The 18,247-nt window shown below is 49.3% G+C and carries 18 protein-coding genes; 3 read left to right on the forward strand and 15 right to left on the reverse strand.

Going from position 1 to position 18,247, the window contains the following annotated elements:
• Positions 1–11 precede the first annotated feature (11 nt).
• The gene (locus DUW71_RS11340; RefSeq protein WP_119395369.1) at positions 12–962 is read right to left on the reverse strand and encodes a histone deacetylase family protein; all 951 of its coding nucleotides are present in this window, start codon (positions 960–962) and stop codon (positions 12–14) included.
• Positions 963–1,050: 88 nt separating this feature from the next.
• Here DUW71_RS11340 and DUW71_RS11345 point away from each other — a divergent pair, with 88 nt between their 5' ends.
• On the forward strand, positions 1,051–3,684 hold the full coding sequence (locus tag DUW71_RS11345; protein ID WP_119395370.1) for a bifunctional acetate--CoA ligase family protein/GNAT family N-acetyltransferase: 2,634 nt from the start codon (positions 1,051–1,053) through the stop codon (positions 3,682–3,684).
• A gap of 13 nt (positions 3,685–3,697) precedes the next feature.
• The gene (gene nudC, locus DUW71_RS11350; RefSeq protein WP_119395371.1) at positions 3,698–4,477 is read left to right on the forward strand and encodes an NAD(+) diphosphatase; all 780 of its coding nucleotides are present in this window, start codon (positions 3,698–3,700) and stop codon (positions 4,475–4,477) included.
• Here nudC and ccoM read toward each other — a convergent pair.
• The 14 genes from ccoM to DUW71_RS11415 form a co-directional block, all read right to left on the reverse strand.
• Positions 4,459–4,581, reverse strand: coding sequence for a cytochrome c oxidase subunit CcoM (ccoM, locus tag DUW71_RS17955; protein ID WP_267896663.1), 123 nt, complete (start codon positions 4,579–4,581; stop codon positions 4,459–4,461). The two genes, nudC and ccoM, sit on opposite strands and share 19 nt — an antisense overlap.
• Before the next feature lie 153 nt (positions 4,582–4,734).
• Positions 4,735–5,481, reverse strand: coding sequence for a fumarate/nitrate reduction transcriptional regulator Fnr (fnr, locus tag DUW71_RS11355; protein WP_119395372.1), 747 nt, complete (start codon positions 5,479–5,481; stop codon positions 4,735–4,737).
• A gap of 25 nt (positions 5,482–5,506) precedes the next feature.
• Complete coding sequence (gene ttcA, locus DUW71_RS11360; protein ID WP_119395373.1) at positions 5,507–6,421, reverse strand: tRNA 2-thiocytidine(32) synthetase TtcA; 915 nt, start codon at positions 6,419–6,421, stop codon at positions 5,507–5,509.
• Positions 6,422–6,523: 102 nt separating this feature from the next.
• On the reverse strand, positions 6,524–7,063 hold the full coding sequence (locus DUW71_RS11365) for an adenine phosphoribosyltransferase (protein WP_119395374.1): 540 nt from the start codon (positions 7,061–7,063) through the stop codon (positions 6,524–6,526).
• On the reverse strand, positions 7,063–7,719 hold the full coding sequence (locus DUW71_RS11370) for a sulfite exporter TauE/SafE family protein (RefSeq protein ID WP_119395375.1): 657 nt from the start codon (positions 7,717–7,719) through the stop codon (positions 7,063–7,065). The genes DUW71_RS11365 and DUW71_RS11370 overlap by 1 nt, the downstream gene beginning before the upstream one ends.
• Positions 7,720–7,721: 2 nt before the next feature.
• Positions 7,722–7,922, reverse strand: a complete 201-nt coding sequence (gene ccoS / locus DUW71_RS11375) for a cbb3-type cytochrome oxidase assembly protein CcoS (protein ID WP_119395376.1) — start codon at positions 7,920–7,922, stop codon at positions 7,722–7,724.
• Positions 7,919–10,285, reverse strand: coding sequence for a heavy metal translocating P-type ATPase (locus tag DUW71_RS11380; RefSeq protein ID WP_119395377.1), 2,367 nt, complete (start codon positions 10,283–10,285; stop codon positions 7,919–7,921). Before DUW71_RS11380 ends, ccoS begins: the two co-directional genes overlap by 4 nt.
• Positions 10,282–10,797, reverse strand: coding sequence for a FixH family protein (locus DUW71_RS11385; protein WP_119395378.1), 516 nt, complete (start codon positions 10,795–10,797; stop codon positions 10,282–10,284). Before DUW71_RS11385 ends, DUW71_RS11380 begins: the two co-directional genes overlap by 4 nt.
• A complete protein-coding gene (ccoG, locus tag DUW71_RS11390; RefSeq protein WP_119395379.1) occupies positions 10,797–12,194 on the reverse strand; it encodes a cytochrome c oxidase accessory protein CcoG in 1,398 nt (465 codons plus the stop codon). The genes DUW71_RS11385 and ccoG overlap by 1 nt, the downstream gene beginning before the upstream one ends.
• 102 nt (positions 12,195–12,296) lie before the next feature.
• A complete protein-coding gene (gene ccoP / locus DUW71_RS11395; protein ID WP_119395380.1) occupies positions 12,297–13,280 on the reverse strand; it encodes a cytochrome-c oxidase, cbb3-type subunit III in 984 nt (327 codons plus the stop codon).
• Positions 13,280–13,462, reverse strand: a complete 183-nt coding sequence (locus DUW71_RS11400) for a cbb3-type cytochrome oxidase subunit 3 (protein WP_119395381.1) — start codon at positions 13,460–13,462, stop codon at positions 13,280–13,282. The genes ccoP and DUW71_RS11400 overlap by 1 nt, the downstream gene beginning before the upstream one ends.
• Positions 13,462–14,070 carry a cytochrome-c oxidase, cbb3-type subunit II gene (ccoO, locus tag DUW71_RS11405; protein ID WP_119395382.1) on the reverse strand — a complete coding sequence of 203 codons (609 nt, stop codon included), beginning with the start codon at positions 14,068–14,070 and terminating at the stop codon, positions 13,462–13,464. The genes DUW71_RS11400 and ccoO overlap by 1 nt, the downstream gene beginning before the upstream one ends.
• Before the next feature lie 13 nt (positions 14,071–14,083).
• Positions 14,084–15,571: a cytochrome-c oxidase, cbb3-type subunit I gene (ccoN, locus tag DUW71_RS11410; protein WP_119395383.1), complete on the reverse strand. Its 1,488-nt coding sequence runs from the start codon at positions 15,569–15,571 to the stop codon at positions 14,084–14,086.
• 217 nt (positions 15,572–15,788) lie between these two features.
• Positions 15,789–16,367: a lytic transglycosylase domain-containing protein gene (locus DUW71_RS11415; RefSeq protein WP_199671210.1), complete on the reverse strand. Its 579-nt coding sequence runs from the start codon at positions 16,365–16,367 to the stop codon at positions 15,789–15,791.
• Positions 16,368–16,456: 89 nt separating this feature from the next.
• On the opposite strand from DUW71_RS11415, the gene aspS reads away from it, so the two are divergent.
• Positions 16,457–18,232, forward strand: coding sequence for an aspartate--tRNA ligase (gene aspS, locus DUW71_RS11420; RefSeq protein WP_119395385.1), 1,776 nt, complete (start codon positions 16,457–16,459; stop codon positions 18,230–18,232).
• The last annotated feature ends 15 nt before the right edge of the window (positions 18,233–18,247 follow it).

The following is an 18,247-nucleotide window of genomic DNA, read 5'->3' on the forward strand; positions in this document are numbered from 1 at the left end:
GGGGTACCGCCTTAGTCTGGCTTCCAATCATAAGGCAAATCACTTAACGCCAGCAGGTGCTTCTCTACGCAGACAGACAGGGCTTGCAGGTGATAACCACCTTCGAGCATGGAAATAATGCGTCCATCACAGTGCTTTTCGGCAAACTCTACTATCTGGCGGGTGAGCCAGTAGTAGTCTTCGCTATGCCAACCTAAATCAGCCATCGGGTCGGCCGTGTGGGCATCAAAACCGGCGCAAATTAAAATGATCTCAGGCTGATGCTTTTCTAGGGCAGGCAGCCAGTCGTCTAACCAAACACGTTTGACTGTATGGCTATCGCTACCAGCGGGTAGGCGGGTAAACACCATATTGGGTTTGTCTAAATGGGTAAAACGCTCTGGGTAGTGCGGTGACTGAAAGCTTGAGCAAAACAGTACATCTGGAATATTTTGAAAAATGCTGGCCGTACCATTGCCGTGGTGCACATCAAAATCAAGAATAGCAACCTTGTTTAGGCCATATTCGTGGCGCAGTAACTGAGCGGCCACGGCGATGTTGTTAAAGAAGCAAAACCCCATCACCCGGTCCACTTCGGCATGGTGCCCAGGTGGGCGCACACAGCAGAAAGCACGCTTGTAGTAGCCAGCCATAATGTCCTTTGCTGCCATCACGCCGGCACCAGCAGCTAGATAAATGGCATCCAATGACCCAGGGCTCACCCAGGTATCACCTTCCACTTGAATACAGCCGTGCTCGGGTTTTAGGCGGTCGACTTGGTCGATATGTTTTGGATGGTGAACTCTTAATACATCGTTGTAGCTAGCGCGATCAGCCACCTGTTCCATTAGCAACTTGTCTGTTAAGCCAATATTTTTGAGGTGACGCATAATCGCCTGAACACGTGCGGGGTGTTCTGGATGGGCAGGCCCTGGCTGATGTAGGTCACATTCTGGGTGGTAGATAAACGCCGTTTCGGTCATAGAGTTGACTATAGTTGTTGTTATTCAATATACGAGTATATTGACAGAAACAGCCAACGACCACCCCTGAGCGACTAAGGAAGTTTTAATGCCGCAACTTGATGCTTTCTTCCACCCTAACTCGATCGCCGTGATTGGCGGTTCAAATCGACCGTTATCGATGGGCGCACTGGTCATTGAAAACCTGAAGTCAGCTGGCTACCAAGGCCGGGTGTGGGCAGTCAACCGCAAGGGTTACGACGATGTGCAAGGCTACCCCTGTGTGAAAACCATGTACGACATTAAAGAACATGTCGATCTGGCGGTGATTTGTATCCCACAGCAGGGCATTCTGCGCGCGTTGAAAGAGATTGCCTCTCACGGCACAAAAGCAGCGATTATCCTAACAGGCGGCATCGCGCGGCGCTTATCCGAGGGGGCGGTTTATGTTGAGAAACTAAACGAGCACGCCAATAAGCTAGGCATTCGACTCCTAGGCCCAAACTGCATGGGCGTATTGGTACCAGACGAGGGGCTCAATGTTAGCTTTAGTCACGTGCCGATATTGCGGGGCAACACAGCGTTTATTGGTCAGAGCGCGTCGCTGGGTGCATCACTACTCGATTGGGCTTATGGCCAGTCGATTGGTTTTTCACACTTTTTAACCGTAGGCGAGCGTGCCGATATCAATGCCTCCGAAGCCATTGACTACCTAGCTGCCGACCGGCGAGTGAAGTCGATGTTGCTGCACGTAGAAAAAATCATCAATGCGCGACGTTTTATGACCGTGTTGCGCTCGGCTTCGAGAACCAAAAACGTATTAGCGATAAAAACCACCGCTGATGAACAGCCTGCGCCTGGTTTGCGCACACGTGATGGGTTAGATGACGCATTTTTTGCCCGTGCGGGTGTTTTATCGGTCGATAATATGGACGGCTTGTTTAATGGTTTGGAAACGCTGGCGCGTGCTAAGCCACTTTATGGTGGCAAGTTAGTCATTGTTTGCAATGGCCTAGGCCCAGCCATACTGGCAGAGCAGCGCCTGAAAGCGCTGCATGGCGAGCTCGCTGATACCAGTGTGATTGCTGAGCGCTTTGGTGAGGCGTTTTGGTACGCCGATGAAACCGGCGGCAACCCGATTATTTTGCGCCCAGATGCGGATGCCGATGAGATCATTCAGGTACTGAAAAAACTCGATCAAGATCCACAAGTCGGTGGCATTCTATTGATCCATGCGCCGAATAAGCGCTCACAATCGGCCGATTTAGCCGAGGCGTTAGCGCCGGTTATAAAACGTTTGTATCACAGTGTGCTAACTTGCTGGACGGGCCATGCGACGGTAGATGCGGCAAAAGAGCTGTTTGCCGAAAAGGGCTTGCTAACTTATGACTCGCCAAACGAGGCCGTGGATGCCTTTATGACTCTGGTGGCGCATGAGCGAAACCAAAACCTACTGCGCCAAACGCCATCCACTATGGAGCTTAACACTCGCCAAGCACGGCAGAGGGTGCGCTCGCTAGTTGCCAAAGTAGAAAAATCCGGTCGTGATTACCTTACTTGGCTAGAAGCTCGTGATGTGCTGGAAGCTTACGGTTTAAAAGTAATCGAGAGTCGGTTTAGTGAGCAGTTTGAACCACTAGTTGATGAAGTCTACCAATACCCTTGTGCGTTGCGCTTAGTTCATACCGAAGCCTGCTATCCATTCAACTACCCGGAAGACCCGAGTAAACGCTGGCGCGGTGTTGCCATTGAGCTAGCGGACTCGGATGCGCTGCAAGTGGCGGGCAAACGCTTGATTAACGAAAAAGCTGAGCGCTTCCCAAATAGTCAAACGCTGGGTTTTGCCGTTCAGCCGATGCTGCGGCGATTAGACTCTATGCAGTTCTGTATGGGGATTACACGTGACCCGGTTTATGGGCCTTTGGTGTTATTTGGTGAAGGCGGCTCGGCGGCGGATATCTTGGCCGATCGACAGTTTGCCTTTCCACCACTGAACAGCGAGTTGGCGCGGCAGTTGATTGAGTCATCACACGCGTGGAGTGTGTTGCGCGAGCGTTCGAAACAATTGAGTAAAGATCAAGGGTATCTGGTTGGTGCGTTAATGCGTATCTCTCAAATGATCATAGATGTGCCAACGATACGCTTACTGGAGGTTAATTTTTTATTACGCCCAGAAGAAGGCCTTACCGCACTTGGTGTGTCGCTTAGCCTAGGGGAGCCAGAGTTGCCGGTCGTGACGCCATACCCTCAAGAGTTAGTATCGACGATGGAAATAGACGGTGAGCAACTGCAGGTGCGGCCAATACGAGCTGAGGATGAACCCCAGTTAAAGCAGTTCTTCGACAGTATGACACCACAAGATCTTAGATTCCGGTTTTTTGGCTCACGTATTAATTTTCAGCATCGAGAGCTGGCCTCGATGTGCCAAATTGACTACGAACGGGAAATGGCATTTTTAGCATTCAGCCAATCAGGTCAAGTGGCAGGCGAGGTGCGCACTTGGACTGATGTTAATTACAACACCATGGAGTTCTCTATCATGGTGGCGCCGGCGTACAAGGGAAGGGGGCTTGCTAAGGCTTTAATGCGTAGAATGAAGAACTTTGCTGCCGAGCGCGAATGTGATGAATTGTTGGCTGAGGTGATGCCAGAAAACCGCCCTATGCGTGGGTTGGCGAAACATTTTGGTTTTAGCGAAACCATTGAAGAAGAAGCGGTGCTATTAAAACTGCCGCTTAGCTGAGCAAGGAACTAATTTGTATATAGCATTTGTAAAAGACCAGCTGGTTCAGTCGCCAGTTGGCATTGTATTGCCAAGTGTACGATCGGTTAATATTCATAAACAGCTGCCTTTATGGCCGGGTATTGAGATTAGTGCTGTAGAGGTGGATGCTTGCCCAGAAGGCTGCGAGCTTGTGCCACCTGTGGAGGCGAGATTCTTAGCCCCAGATGATTTGGCCATGTATGCCAGAGCTCGACAGTTATTGTACTGGCAAACACAAATGCGCTTTTGCGGCTTTTGTGGCACCGAAAACAACCTGCAAACCACGCCTAATGAGCAGTTTTTATTGTGCCCGCAATGCGATCAGCGACATTACCCGCGCTTGAACCCTTGTATCATTAGTATCTTGACCGATTACGACAATCAGCGAGTGTTACTTGGGCAGGCGAAAAAGCATAAAAATGGCATGTATGCTTGTTTTGCTGGTTTTATCGAAGCAGGAGAGTCGGCCGAGCAAGCACTAGTACGCGAGTTAAAAGAGGAAACGGGCGCGGATATCGGTCGTTGCCGGTACCTTGGTAGTCAAAGTTGGCCGTTCCCACAGCAACTGATGATGGCCTATGCCGCCGAGTATCGCGATAGCGAAATAGTTGCTGATCCAGATGAAATGAACCATGTAAAATGGTTCGATATCCATGCATTGCCGGATAATATACCCGGCGAGCAAACCATAGCAGGGCGCATCATCCGCTTCGTGACCAGCCGGATGCGCGCGCAGCAATCGCTATACGATGATTATTTTTCTTTGTCTTGATGCATTTTGATATCGCGCCGAATGGCGTAAACAAAGCCACCAAAGAATAAACAGGTTGCCGCCACAACGGCTAAGCCAGCGATAACAACAGTGTCTAAATACATAATTCAGCTCCAGTGATAAGTAGCAATGAGTTAAGCATAGCTACTTATCGCAAGCGCCAATTGACTTGGCGCAATGGAGTGGTTGAATCAGTCCAATAGACAAAAAAAGCCCAAGCAAGGCTTGGGCTAGTTTTTATGTCGGCAGGTTGTGCTTTACTTGCACGCGCAAATTAGCATTTCGGTGCGCTCACCAGCCGTTAGTGCGGCGGCTTTGGTCAAACCATCCATATCAGTGATATTGATTTCTTTGGCGTTACCAAGCAAATCGATTAACCCCTGCTTTTGGAAGCGGGTAAACACGCGTGAAACCGTTTCAACAGCTAAGCCTAGATAGTTCGCCATATCGGCGCGAGACATGGTTAAGCGGAAAGTTGTGCCTGAAAAACCACGGCGCGCAAAACGCTGAGAAAGCGATAATAAAAATGATGATAAGCGCTCTTCGGCTGTTTTCTTCGAAAGCAATAACATCATGCGCTCATCCGCGCGCAGCTCTTTGCCCATCATCCGCATTAACTGACGGCGAAGTTCAGGTAAGTCGCCCGACAGTTCATCTAAGCGATCAATCGGGATTTCGCAAACGTTAGTGGTTTCTAACGCTTTTGCTGATGCCGGGTACTCATCTAAGTCGTAGGCGTTTAAACCAATGATTTCACTGGCTAGGTGAAAGCCGGTGATTTGCTCTTCACCATCGCTCGTGAGCGTATACGTTTTAAGCGTGCCGGTGCGAACAGCGTAGACCGCTGAGAACTTATCGCCCTGGTGAAAAAGGTGCTCACCTTTACGAATTGGACGACCGCGACGAATGATATTGTCGAGCTTGTCAATTTCGTTGTCATCCAATGACAGCGGTAAGCATAGTGGGTGCAAGCTACAGGTCTTGCAAGCTGTGGTTAAGCCCATAATTTTTCCTCCATCAGAGCCATACTCAGGCCTCCTGCCACAAAGGCTCAGCGCTAGACTCCGATTCTCCTTCCGGTACCCAGGCATTCACTTTTGTATGTGCCATGGGGTGGTAACTTGAATCGTGTGACTGATTTACCATTGGGATCGCATTCGCTCGCAGATCGGCGAAGTTAAATAGTTCGCTATCGGCAAGCTGCGATGGTGCAACATTTTGTAATGCGCGGAAGATGGTTTCAATCCGCCCCGGGTGTTGCTTATCCCATTCGCCAAGCATTTGTTTGATCGCTTGACGTTGTAGGTTCTCTTGGCTGCCACACAGGTTACATGGAATGATCGGGAACTCGAGATGCTTCGCAAAAGCGGCAATGTCCGACTCTTTCACATAAGAGAGTGGGCGAATAACGACGTTGCTCTGGCTATCAGCTAAGAGCTTGGGTGGCATAGCTTTAAGCTTGCCGCCGTAGAACATGTTGAGAAACAGCGTTTCAATGATGTCATCGCGGTGATGGCCTAGTGCAACCTTGTTAGCACCTATTTCATCGGCAAACGCATAAATAGTTGAACGGCGCAGGCGCGAACAGATACCACAGGTCGTTTTACCTTCTGGTACGGTTTCTGTTACCAGTGAATAGGTATCACGCTCTAAAATGTAATAGGGTACATTTTGCGATTTTAGGTAGGTCGGTAAAACGTCTTCAGGAAAGCCAGGCTGTTTTTGGTCTAGGTTAACCGCCACCAGCTCAAAAGACACCGGCGCGCTGCGCTGCAAACTTTGCAACACATGCAGCATGGTGTAAGAGTCTTTGCCCCCCGACAAACAAACCATGATTTTGTCGCCGTCTTCAATCATGTTGTAGTCAGCGATGGCTTGCCCTGTTAAGCGACGAAGGCGCTTTTGCAGCTTATTAAACTCAGTTTTACTTTTGACGGTCGACACGCCTACCTCAATTATTTACGCTTTAGGTGCATACCAATGAACCTAAATCAATTTCTCTACGTATTATTCTAATCCATTTTTCAATGAACTAAAAATGACACTTTAAGATTCTGCGTAAGCAACCAAAGAAAATGTGCTAATTCCGGCGCTAGTGAGCTTACTGCTGCCGCCTAAATCGGGCAAGTCAACGAGTGCTGCCACTTCAGCAACCTTAGCGCCAAGCGATGTAATGAGTGTGGTGGCAGCCATTACTGTGCCGCCTGTCGCCAAAAGGTCGTCAAATAGTAATATATTATCGCCAGCTTTCAGAGAAGCTTTCTGCATTTCTACCGTTCGGCTGCCGTATTCCATACTGTAACTAGCTTGTTCGCACTCACCTGGAAGTTTGCCCGCTTTGCGAACCATGATGAGTGGCTTCTTTAACTCCCATGCGAGAATGCTGCCCACGATGAAACCGCGGGCATCAATGGCAACCACCGCATCTAGATCCCAGTCGATATAACGCTCTAGGTAGCGGTCAATGCAGATGCGAAGTGCTTTAGGGTTGGCAAAAAGTGGGCTGAGGTCACGAAATACGACGCCTGGCTCTGGGAAGTCAGGAATAGCGTGAATATATTGTTCAATTTCAAATTGCGAAGACATTAGCTTACCACTAGGTTGATCTGTTGAATGACCGGCCAAAGCGTATACACACCAAGCGCTGCCACACTGGCTGCAGCGATTCGTCGATAGCCTTTAGATTGCAGCAGTTTTATCACATGACCGCCTGCTAGGGTAGTCGCAAGCATGGCAGGAATGGTGCCAAAACCGAAAGAAAACATGACAGCCATGCTACCAATTGGGGTGGCTTGACTAACCGCTAAGGCCAGCATGGAATACACTAGCCCGCACGGCAATAAGCCCCAAAAAGCACCAGCTATAAGTGCTTGTGAGCCAGACCTTGGTACCGAAAAGCGGCTGGCGTAGGGACGCAGTCGATTAAAAACGGCTTTACCACCTAAGCGCTCCAGCCATAGTAGGCCTGCTTTCCATTCTAATAAGTAGGCCGCCATGAGCAGCATTAATACGCCAGCAAAGCCGCGCAACCAGAGTAGGTCTTGAATCGCGAATAGGCTGCCAATCAGGCCAATAATTAGGCCCAGAACACTATAGGTAAATACTCGGCCAACTTGATAGTTGATCGCTAAGATCGGTCTGCCATTTAACCCAAGGGTTGCAGCCAAGCCACCACACATGCCTAGGCAATGTGCGGCGCCAGACAGACCAGATATAAACGCAGCAAATACAGCGGCAGACATGGTTACTGCTCGTCTTTCGGTGGTGTGTCTTTGTTTTGTTTTGCTTCCGGTGGAATCAGGTCTTCATCGTCGTCATACAAAATCATATGGCTCGGTGAATCCAGGTCATCATACTGGCCTGATTTGATCGCCCAAATGAGGCCAGCAATCGCTACTGATAAAAAAATCAGACTAATGGGAATCAATAAAAGAATAATGGTCATGCTTTTCTCCGCATGCGCATAGCGTTACTTACCACCACTACTGAGCTTAGCGACATGCCAATGGCAGCAAGCCATGGTGGCACTAAGCCTGCCACGGCTGCCGGCAATGCCAGTAGGTTATAAACCAAAGAAATAGTTAGGTTTTGTTTTATCGTGCGCTTGCAGCGTTTGGCTGTGGTGAGCAGTTCGGGTAACTGGTTAAGATTAGCTTGCAACAAAACCACATCGGATTGCTGTTTGGCCAGATCGACGGCATTACTCATGGCGACTGAAACATGAGCGCTGGCGAGCACTGGTGCGTCGTTAAGACCATCGCCTACCATCATCACTGCTTGTGCTTGGCTTAACTCGCGCAGTTTGGCAATTTTATCCTGAGGCGTTAAGTCACCATAAAATTGGGTAATACCCAATTCATTGGCGATTTTTGCCACGCGCTTACTCTGGTCACCACTTAGAATAAAGCAGCGGTCGCTCCCTAATGTTGCCACGGCTTGTTTGGCTTCTGGGCGTAAGTTGTCATCAAAGGCAAACCAAGCAAGCGGGTTGCCTGCTAGCGTTAGCAAGTGCCAAGAAGCACTATCATCAGGTGAGTCAATTGATAGACCAGCCAAAGCTGGCTTGCCAAAAGTGATGGGCTCGCCTTGCCAATAAGCAGTTAGGCCTAAACCGGCTTTTAGTTCGATGTCTTCACAGTGTTGGTTTGGGTTGCCTTTATCGGCTAGTGCTTCGGCAATCGGGTGGGATTGGCCACGCTCAATCGCTGCTGCCATGTTTGTGAGTGTTTGCTCGTTGTACGCTGGGTCGATGATGCTAATGTCGGTTAACGACAACTGCCCATCAGTTAGCGTGCCTGTTTTGTCAAAGGCAATACATGACACTGACTCAAGCGCCTCGAGCGTGGTGCCCTTGGTAAGCAGGATAGCCTTGCGTCGTAGTCGTGTGGTGGCTGCGGTCAGTGCTGTGGGTGTGGCGAGGCCTAACGCACAAGGGCAGGTAACCACTAGTACAGACAGCGCCACCCAGAACGCATGGCTAGGGTCAATGAAATACCATGCTACGGCGGTAATAGAGCAAACAACTAGTACCACTACCACAAAGTAAGAAGCGACTTTATCAGCCACTTGCGCGATATGTGGCCGGTTGCTGCTCGCTTGATCTACCAGTCGATGGAGCAGGGATAACTGCGTATCGGCACCTGTGTGCTCAACCTCAATGAGTAAGTGTTGAGCACGGTTAATGGTGCCTGCGGCAACTTTGCTGCCCGGCTCAACAGCCACTGGAATTGATTCACCGGTAAAGGAAGCTTGGTCAACCTCACTACTGCCTTCAATAATGCGGCCATCTACTGGAATGGTTTGCCCTGCAGGGATGCTAATCAAGTCACCTTGGCGAAGTTGCTTCACTAGCACCTCTTCGCGGTTGTCGCCCTGAATACGAACAATGGCTTCTGGTAAGCTAGGGTCTAACACATTGCCTGATTCGCCAAACGCCAACCGAGCCCTGAATTCTAAGTAGCGGCCAATGAGCAAGAAGCAGGTAAACATAGCAACGGATTCATAGTAGGTCTCGCCCGAGCCTTTGAACGTTGCCCATATCGAAGCACCAAACGCTAAGCCGATTGCCAAGGATACGGGGACATCCATACCTAATTTACGTGTGCGAATACCACGCCAAGCATTAGTGAAAAAAGGCCCGGCACTTATAATGATCACAGGGATCGTTAGCACCAAGCTCGCCCAGTTAACAAAGGATTTATCGGCGCCTGCAATGCCACCACTGTAAAGTACCACGGCATTCATCATTACCTGCATCATGCCTATGGCCGAAACACCTAAGCGTATGAGGTATTGGCGGTGCGTGCGCTCTAGTTGTGCCTGTGCCTCGCTGTGGCGATAGGGTCTAGCGGTGTAACCGAGTTCGAAGACGGCTCGTAACAGTTGCGAAAGAGGCTGTTCGCTACGCCAAGTAAGCTGCATGCGTTGAGTGCTTAAGTTGACCTGTACATCCATAACGCCATCAAACTGCTGCAGGCGCTTCTCGATTAGCCAAACGCAGGCAGCACAGCTAATACCGTCGACTAAAAACGTCGCGTGGCGCTGTTGCTCACCGATGTCGACAAAGTCACTTTGAATTTCGTCTTGGTCATAGCGTGCTATGGCGCTAATTTGCTTGGCGGTTAGTGTGGTTGCACGCGGTGAGAACTTATCGCGAAAACGGTAGTAGTTGCTTAAGTCACTGCTGTCGCCAATTAAGCTTGCGGCTGCTTGGCAGCCGGGGCAGCAGGCGTCCTGCACTTTTTGGTCAAGCGTAACTGGGAAGCGGCCAGCTTCTGCTGGCTCGCCGCAGTGAACGCACTGACTCATTGCCAGATAGCTGGCGTCAGGTTAACCGGAATGCTTGACGGCCATCGTTCTAAGTTGCCATGAACACGCCACATCTGCTCTGCTTCAAATGGTTGTAGCTGTAGGATGCGGCTGCCTTCAAATGCTGTGATTTCGGTATTGGCCAGGTAGCGGTTGCCTTCTTGCAAGGTAAAGTCGATGCGCTGGTCAAAATCAGATTTAGTCGGGTGAATCACATACAGCTTTAACTCTTTTGGCAGGCTGTTGATTTCACCATTGACTTGCACCAGTAGGTTGTCGCCTTGTTGAAGCATTAGAGCACTCAAGCCCATTTGTCTTGCCGCGTAGTCTTCGTCTTGGCGCATCTCATAAGAACGCCCGTCTTTGTAATAGTTGTCTACTACAACGCCATCCCAAGACACAATCGACGCTATAAGGAAGGTTGTGCCCGCGACAACGGACGCCATAACCGGTATTAACACCATCCACATGTATGGGCTTTTGTAGCCCGGGGTTGGCTTGTTTTCTGTCATTACAAATTACTCCGGCCAATAAATCGGCTCTCTTGTTTCACCGATGTATCAGGGTCATCGGCGAGTGACATAATAAAATCGACGTCATGTACAGGTAGCGTGATGTCATCACCCTCTGCTACCAAGCGCACTGGCAGTGTTTGGTTGGCGCTGCCATCAAGCGTTAGCGTTGTTGGCCCAATAAACGAAATCTCTATATCTGATTCTATTAGCAAGTTTACCGTTTGTGGGCGCTCAGTCATATTAAGCAATTGCAAGGTGTACACATTCTCAATACGGCCATCCGATAGTACGCGGCTTAACTGGTCGCGTTCACGCATGACATCAATATCTAATGGTACGCGCAAGCTTATCCAGGCGGCTAGTATGCCGATCATCAGCACCATTAAGGCACCATAGCCAAATAAACGTGGACGCAGGATTTTAGTTGGTTTGCCATTGAGGGCGTTTTCTGTGGTGTAACGAATCAAGCCTGGCTCATAGCCCATTTTGTTCATTACATCGTCGCACGCATCAATACAGGCCGCGCAGGTGATGCACTCGTACTGCAAGCCATTGCGGATATCGATCCCTGTTGGGCAAACCTGCACACATATTTGGCAATCGATACAATCGCCCTTATCGCTTACTTCTACGCCACGCTTGCGCGAACCTCTTGGTTCGCCACGGTTTTTGTCATAAGACACCACAAGTGTGTCGGCGTCGAACATCACTGACTGGAAGCGTGCATAAGGGCACATATAAATGCACACCTGTTCGCGCATCCAGCCAGCGTTGATATAGGTTGCAGCTGTGAAGAAAAATAACCAAAACGCCGCCCAGCCAGATATTTGCAGCGTAAACAAGTTCGGGATTAGTTCACGAATGGGCGCAAAATAACCAACGAAAGTAATGGCCGTTGCCAAGGCCACGATTAGCCATAAAACGTGTTTGGCGGTGCGCTGTGCTAGTAGTTTTTGCGTTAATTTTTGCTTGTCTTGGCGAATGCGAACATTGCGCGGGCCTTCCGTTTTCTCTTCGATGAACATGTAGATCCATGTCCAAACACTTTGCGGGCAGGCATAACCACACCACACCCGGCCTGCGAATACAGTGATAAAGAACAAACCAAATGCGCAAATAATTAGGGCAAAAGTTAATAGCGTGAAGTCTTGTGGCCACAAAGTTAAGCCAAAAATATGAAACTCGCGGCTAGGTAGGTCAAACCAAACGGCTTGCCGCCCATTCCACTGTAGCCAAACGACGCCAAAATAAAGGGCGAATAAGAAAGCGCCACCATAAAGGCGAAGGGCTCGGTATAAGCCTTTTACTCGGCGTACGTAAATCTTTTCTCGGCTGGCATATAAGTCAGTCGATTGCGGGTCGACTTGTACCGCGGCAATGCGATCGTCAGACATGAATCACCTCATGTGCTGATAAATAGAAGGGAGGTTGGGGTGGGCCCCAACCCTATACTCGTTACCTAAATAATGGGCACTTTAGCAAGTGCCCGCAAGTTATTAAGGCTGTTGCTCTTGGCTCAATGAGTAAACATAAGCTGTCAGCAAGTGGATTTTCTCGTCGCCGAGAATTTCCTGCCAAGCTGGCATAACGCCGGCACGGCCGTGGCGCAGTGTGAAGCGAATGTTTTCAATTAACGTTGCGTCTGCTTCGCGGTACAGCCAGATGTCATCGGTTAGGTTTGGAATACCAAAACCACCTTTACCTTCTTTACCATGACAAGCAGCACACACACCATTTTGGTAAATGCTTTCACCTAAACCTGCAAGCTCGGCGTCGTGCTCGGCACCAGAAAGGCTTGCCACATAGTGAGCCAGTTGGTTGATAGCAATTTCACCATACTGTTCTTGGTAAGCCGCCATTTGTGGATAGCCGCCAATTTCGGCTGGCGCTTCTTGCGCACGGATGCCATAGATCAGGGTAAGCTTGATCGATTCCGGCAGAGTGCGCGTCACGTTGCCATTTGCATCAACGACCTCGCCATAAAGCCAATCGTTATCCGTTAGGTTCGGGTAGCCATAAAGGCCATCCGAAGCACCTTGCGCGTTTTTCCCATGGCAAATTGCACAGTTGTTTTCGAAGATTTGGCCACCCATAGCGAGTGCTTGTGGTTCGTTTAATAACGCTTCTACTGGCATTTCAGCGTAGCGCTCAAAAATTTCACCATAAATTTCAGCATGGGCTGCTTGCTCTTCTTCTAGTTGGTTAATAGAAGTCCAGCCCCAAATGCCTTTCCAGCCACCCAGTGGGTATTGCAGGATATAAACAAAACCAAAAATAATGGTGCCAAAGAATAGCCACAGCCACCATTTAGGTAGCGGGTTATTGTACTCCTCGATACCGTCAAACTCGTGACCCATTAGCTCCGAGTCTTCTTTGCCGGTATTCATGTTGCGAGTGGCTTGTACCAATACAACCAAGCCAATCATCAAGCCAACTGTGATCACAATGATCCAGAGGCTCCAAAAACTAAATAATTCCATCAGTCGTTACTCCGCTTTTCACGATTGGCCGGCTTTTTGTCTTCATCCTCATCCTCGAAGATGACGTTCGCCGCTTCGTCGAAGCGTGCTTTGTTCTTCTTACTGTAAGCCCAGAAGACAATCGTTAAAAATGCAATCAAGCAGGTGATTACGGCAACGCCGCGCCAATCGTTAATATCCATTATTGACGCTCCAAGCCTGAACCTAGTCGCTGCAAGTAGGCTACCAATGCGTCGATTTCACGCACACCGTCTACTTCAGCGGCGGCACCAGCAAGTTCTGCTTCGGTGTAAGACACGTTAGTCCAACGGTCTAGTGCTGCCATTTTCTTAGCGACCACTTCGCCATCGATTGTCTGCTCAAACAACCATGGGAAGGCAGGCATGTTTGATTCCGGCACAACTGAGCGCGGATCGTACAAGTGTTGTTTATGCCATTCGTCACTGTAACGGCCGCCTACACGATGCAAGTCTGGACCTGTACGCTTCGAGCCCCATAAATGTGGGTAGTCGTAGTAGTACTCACCAGCAACAGAGTAGTGGCCATAACGTTCTACTTCAGCACGCAAAGGACGAATCATCTGAGTGTGGCAAACGTTACAACCTTCACGGATGTAAATATCGCGACCGGCTAATTCGGTCGCACTGTATGGTTCTAGGCTTGCTGTTGGTTCAGTGGTGTCTTTGATGAAAAACAGCGGTACGATCTCAACCAAACCACCAAAGCTTACGGCGATGACGATAAGAATCGTCATCAAGCCAAGGTTCTTTTCTACCTTTTCGTGTTGCATTGATCGCTCCTTATTATGCTGCTGCGTTCGCTGACGCTTCAGAAGTCACAGGTTCTTTCACTGTGCGCCAGAAGTTGTATGCCATTAGGCCCATGCCAACTAAGAAGATGGCGCCACCTAAGGTGCGAAGCGCATAGCCGAAGAAGCTACGATCCACTGCTTGAACAAAGCTGTATGCGAGGGTGCCGTCAGCTGATACTGCGCGCCACATTAAACCTTGCATAATGCCATTCACCCACATTGCAACAATGTAGAAAACTGTGCCAACTGTTGCCAACCAGAAGTGAACGTTAATCAACTTGGTCGACCACATAGCTTCACGACCCCATAAACGAGGGATCATGTGATAAAGCGAACCAATGGTAATCATTGCAACCCAGCCCAGCGCACCTGAGTGTACGTGACCGATTGTCCAGTCTGTATTATGCGACAAGGCATTCACTGTCTTGATCGACATCATTGGGCCTTCGAACGTCGACATGCCGTAGAACGACAACGACACAACGAGGAAGCGCAAGATAGGGTCGGTACGCAGCTTATGCCAAGCGCCAGATAGCGTCATCATACCGTTGATCATGCCACCCCAGCTTGGTGCAAGCAGGATCAGAGACATCACCATGCCAGCATTCTGTGCCCAGTCCGGTAGGGTAGAGTAATGCAAGTGGTGGCCACCGGCCCACATGTATACTGAGATCAATGCCCAGAAGTGAACAATTGATAAGCGGTAAGAGTAAATTGGTCGTTCAGCTTGCTTAGGTACGAAGTAGTACATCATGCCCAAGAAACCAGCTGTTAATAAGAAGCCTACAGCATTGTGGCCGTACCACCATTGCACCATGGCATCTACCGTACCTGCGTAAGCAGAATAAGACTTGCCAATGGTTACTGGGATTTCGGCGTTGTTCACTAGGTGCAAAATCGCGATGACGATCATGAACGCTAGGTAGAACCAGTTACCAACGTAGATGTGCTTGGTTTTGCGGCGTCGAATGGTGCCAACAAATACTGCAATATACGCCACCCAGACAAAGGTGATTAAGATATCAATTGGCCATTCAAGCTCGGCATATTCTTTTGAGCTAGTCCAGCCCATTGGCAGAGTGATAACCGCCGATAGAATAACTAGTTGCCAACCCCAAAAAACAAATGGCACTAGCGGCGCAAAAGCCAAACGAACCTGACTCGTGCGCTGCACTACATAAAATGAAGTGGCCATTAATGCTGATCCACCAAAGGCGAAGATCACTGCGTTCGTATGCAGTGGTCGCAAACGACCAAAGTGGAAGAATTGACGGAAATCGACGCCGATGCTGTCGCCGATAAATGCGTTCATGGCATTGCCCAATACCATGTTTAATTCAGGCCAGGTCAGGTAAGCGGCGATGAGTACGCCGACTGCCATGCCGACAATGCCCCATATTACCGTCGCGATTGTAAACTTCCGAACGACATCATAGTCGTAAGTCGGATGTTCCAATGCCGAAGCGTTGCTGTGACTCATGTTGGTTTCCGGATTGTTGTAAAGGTTATTAGAATGGTCACGCTAAATTATGCTTGCTGAATGCTCTGCATGCAAATTACATTGCCATTTTTTCTAGTATTTCTGCTGGAAAACCCCAACATGTGTCAATTTGGTAGGATTAAATGATTGCTGCGAAGCAATTGGTTTGCTTGCTGGTGTGATTGGTTTTTGTTACCGCGATTCTAGTAATTAAGTGCTAGTACTGCCAAAATCGATCCCATCTATCCATAACACGCTCTGGATACCAGGTTTTGCCAAGCGAACCGTTGTAGCGAGCCAGTGCGCGCGTTAAGTCACCGTCTTCAATTTCTAAATAGTGCTTTAGAATAGTGGTGCCGTACCTAAGATTGGTGGCGACATCAAATAGGTTGTCATCTGGACGCCCCAATTCCTCGAGCCAGAATGGCATAATTTGCATTAAGCCTAGCGCACCGGCCCGTGATACCGCGTATTGATCAAACAAGCTCTCAACATGGATAACTGATAAAATAAGTTCAGCTGGCAGCTCAACGCGTGCCGCTTCGGCATGAACTAAACGCAGAAATTCAAGTCGCTCCTCATGATCGCGCATGTATTTGTAACGTTGCAGGCGGCCAGACATGTCGGCATACCACACCATGGCATCATATTTGTCTGGAAAGCTGCTTGAGTCTTGCACGGCGTTGCTAAGCGCTTCGATCAGTGCTTGATTGCTGCGCGCACTGTCAGGTTGACTGGCGTGAACCAAGCCTGTAAACAGCAATAAAACGAAGAAAAACACAGTTCGTGACATCATGGGGCTTATCTCAAACGAATTTGCGCGTATAATTTGCGCCTTATTAAATTGGGTCAACCCAAAATCACTATAAAACAAACGGATTAACTATGCGTACACACTATTGCGGAGAATTGACTAGCGCTCAAGTCGAAGAGACCGTTACTTTTTGCGGTTGGGTACATCGTCGTCGTGACCACGGCGGGGTGATTTTCTTAGACGTTCGAGATCGTGAAGGCTTGGTACAGGTTGTTTTCGATCCAGACGTGGAAGATGTATTCAATACTGCTGATCGTGTACGCAGTGAATATGTGGTGCGCATTACTGGTCGTGTTCGCCCGCGCCCTGAGGGCACGGTTAATCCAAATATGCGCACTGGCGAAATTGAGGTGCTAGGCAAAGAGATTGAAGTGCTAAGCGCTTCGCAAACGCCTGCGTTCCCGCTAGACAACTACTCGCCAGTTGGTGAAGACGTACGTTTGAAGTATCGCTACTTAGATTTGCGTCGTACCGAAATGCAAGAGAAGTTGATCTTGCGTTCGAAAATTACTTCATCGGTACGCAAGCACCTAGAAGCACAGGGTTTCCTAGATATTGAAACGCCGATTCTAACGCGCGCTACCCCAGAGGGTGCACGTGACTACCTAGTGCCGTCACGTACGCACGCAGGTGAGTTTTTTGCGCTGCCACAGTCACCGCAGCTCTTTAAACAGCTGTTGATGGTGTCTGGTTTCGATCGTTATTATCAAATTGCTAAGTGCTTCCGCGACGAGGACTTGCGTGCCGACCGTCAGCCTGAGTTTACTCAGATTGATATGGAAGCGTCTTTTGTTAACGAAGAAGACATCATGGGCATGACTGAAACCATGATCCGCGGCATTTTCAAAGACACGCTAGGCGTAGAATTTGGTGAGTTCCAGCACATGCCATTTTCGGAAGCGATGGAAAAGTACGGCTCGGACAAACCAGACCTACGTATCCCGCTAGAGCTTGTGTCGGTTGATGACCTAATGGGTGAAGTAGAATTTAAAGTATTCTCAGGCCCGGCTAAAGATGACGACGGCCGTGTTGCTACTTTGCTGCTACCAAAAGGTTCTGAACTGACTCGTAAGCAAATTGATGACTACACCAAGTTTGTTGGCATCTATGGCGCCAAAGGCCTAGCTTATATCAAGGTGAACGACAAGTCTGACCTAGAAAACGGTTTGCAGTCGCCAATCGTTAAGTTCTTGCCAGTGGAAGTTCGCCAAGCCCTGCTAGAGCGCCTTGATGCGAACGATGGTGACTTGATCTTCTTCGGTGCCGACAAGGCTAACATCGTCAACGATGCACTCGGTGCACTTCGTTGTAAGCTAGGTGCTGACCTAGACCTATACACGCAAGAGTGGGCGCCACTGTGGGTTGTTGACTTCCCAATGTTTGAGAAAACAAAAGAAGGTCACCTAACTGCATTGCACCACCCATTCACTGCGCCAAGCTGTTCACCAGAAGCGCTCAAAGCAGCACCTGAAAAAGCGCTGTCGCGTGCCTACGATATGGTGCTCAACGGTGTTGAGCTAGGTGGTGGTTCAATTCGTATCCACGACCCAGCAATGCAGCAGACGGTATTTGAAGTGTTGAACATCGATGAAGCTGAGCAGCAAGAGAAGTTTGGCTTCTTGCTTGATGCATTGAAGTTTGGTGCGCCACCGCACGGTGGTTTGGCATTCGGTCTAGATCGCCTAGTAATGCTTATTACTGGTGCAGAGTCGATTCGTGAAGTGATTGCGTTCCCGAAAACGCAAACGGCTGCCTGTGTCATGACAGATGCCCCAGGCGAGGTTGCGCCAGAGCAATTACGTGACCTACACATTCGTGTTAGAAAGCCTGTTACTGAAGAAAAGTAATCGAGCGTTTTAGTT

Origin of the sequence: Salinibius halmophilus (assembly GCF_003577475.1) — a bacterium.
Lineage (GTDB): Bacteria > Pseudomonadota > Gammaproteobacteria > Pseudomonadales > Natronospirillaceae > Salinibius > Salinibius halmophilus.

Bases quoted from the DNA above. Each gene is read 5' to 3' on its own strand.
- ccoO (WP_119395382.1), bottom strand. From the start codon at position 14,070: ATGCAACACGAAAAGGTAGAAAAGAACCTTGGCTTGATGACGATTCTT.
- fnr (WP_119395372.1), bottom strand. From the start codon at position 5,481: ATGGGCTTAACCACAGCTTGCAAGACCTGTAGCTTGCACCCACTATGC.
- DUW71_RS11385 (WP_119395378.1), bottom strand. From the start codon at position 10,797: ATGACAGAAAACAAGCCAACCCCGGGCTACAAAAGCCCATACATGTGG.
- DUW71_RS11365 (WP_119395374.1), bottom strand. From the start codon at position 7,063: ATGTCTTCGCAATTTGAAATTGAACAATATATTCACGCTATTCCTGAC.
- DUW71_RS11370 (WP_119395375.1), bottom strand. From the start codon at position 7,719: ATGTCTGCCGCTGTATTTGCTGCGTTTATATCTGGTCTGTCTGGCGCC.
- DUW71_RS11345 (WP_119395370.1), top strand. From the start codon at position 1,051: ATGCCGCAACTTGATGCTTTCTTCCACCCTAACTCGATCGCCGTGATT.
- aspS (WP_119395385.1), top strand. From the start codon at position 16,457: ATGCGTACACACTATTGCGGAGAATTGACTAGCGCTCAAGTCGAAGAG.
- DUW71_RS11380 (WP_119395377.1), bottom strand. From the start codon at position 10,285: ATGAGTCAGTGCGTTCACTGCGGCGAGCCAGCAGAAGCTGGCCGCTTC.
- ccoG (WP_119395379.1), bottom strand. From the start codon at position 12,194: ATGTCTGACGATCGCATTGCCGCGGTACAAGTCGACCCGCAATCGACT.
- DUW71_RS11340 (WP_119395369.1), bottom strand. From the start codon at position 962: ATGACCGAAACGGCGTTTATCTACCACCCAGAATGTGACCTACATCAG.
- DUW71_RS11415 (WP_199671210.1), bottom strand. From the start codon at position 16,367: ATGATGTCACGAACTGTGTTTTTCTTCGTTTTATTGCTGTTTACAGGC.
- ccoP (WP_119395380.1), bottom strand. From the start codon at position 13,280: ATGGAATTATTTAGTTTTTGGAGCCTCTGGATCATTGTGATCACAGTT.
- ccoN (WP_119395383.1), bottom strand. From the start codon at position 15,571: ATGAGTCACAGCAACGCTTCGGCATTGGAACATCCGACTTACGACTAT.
- ccoM (WP_267896663.1), bottom strand. From the start codon at position 4,581: ATGTATTTAGACACTGTTGTTATCGCTGGCTTAGCCGTTGTGGCGGCA.
- ccoS (WP_119395376.1), bottom strand. From the start codon at position 7,922: ATGACCATTATTCTTTTATTGATTCCCATTAGTCTGATTTTTTTATCA.
- DUW71_RS11400 (WP_119395381.1), bottom strand. From the start codon at position 13,462: ATGGATATTAACGATTGGCGCGGCGTTGCCGTAATCACCTGCTTGATT.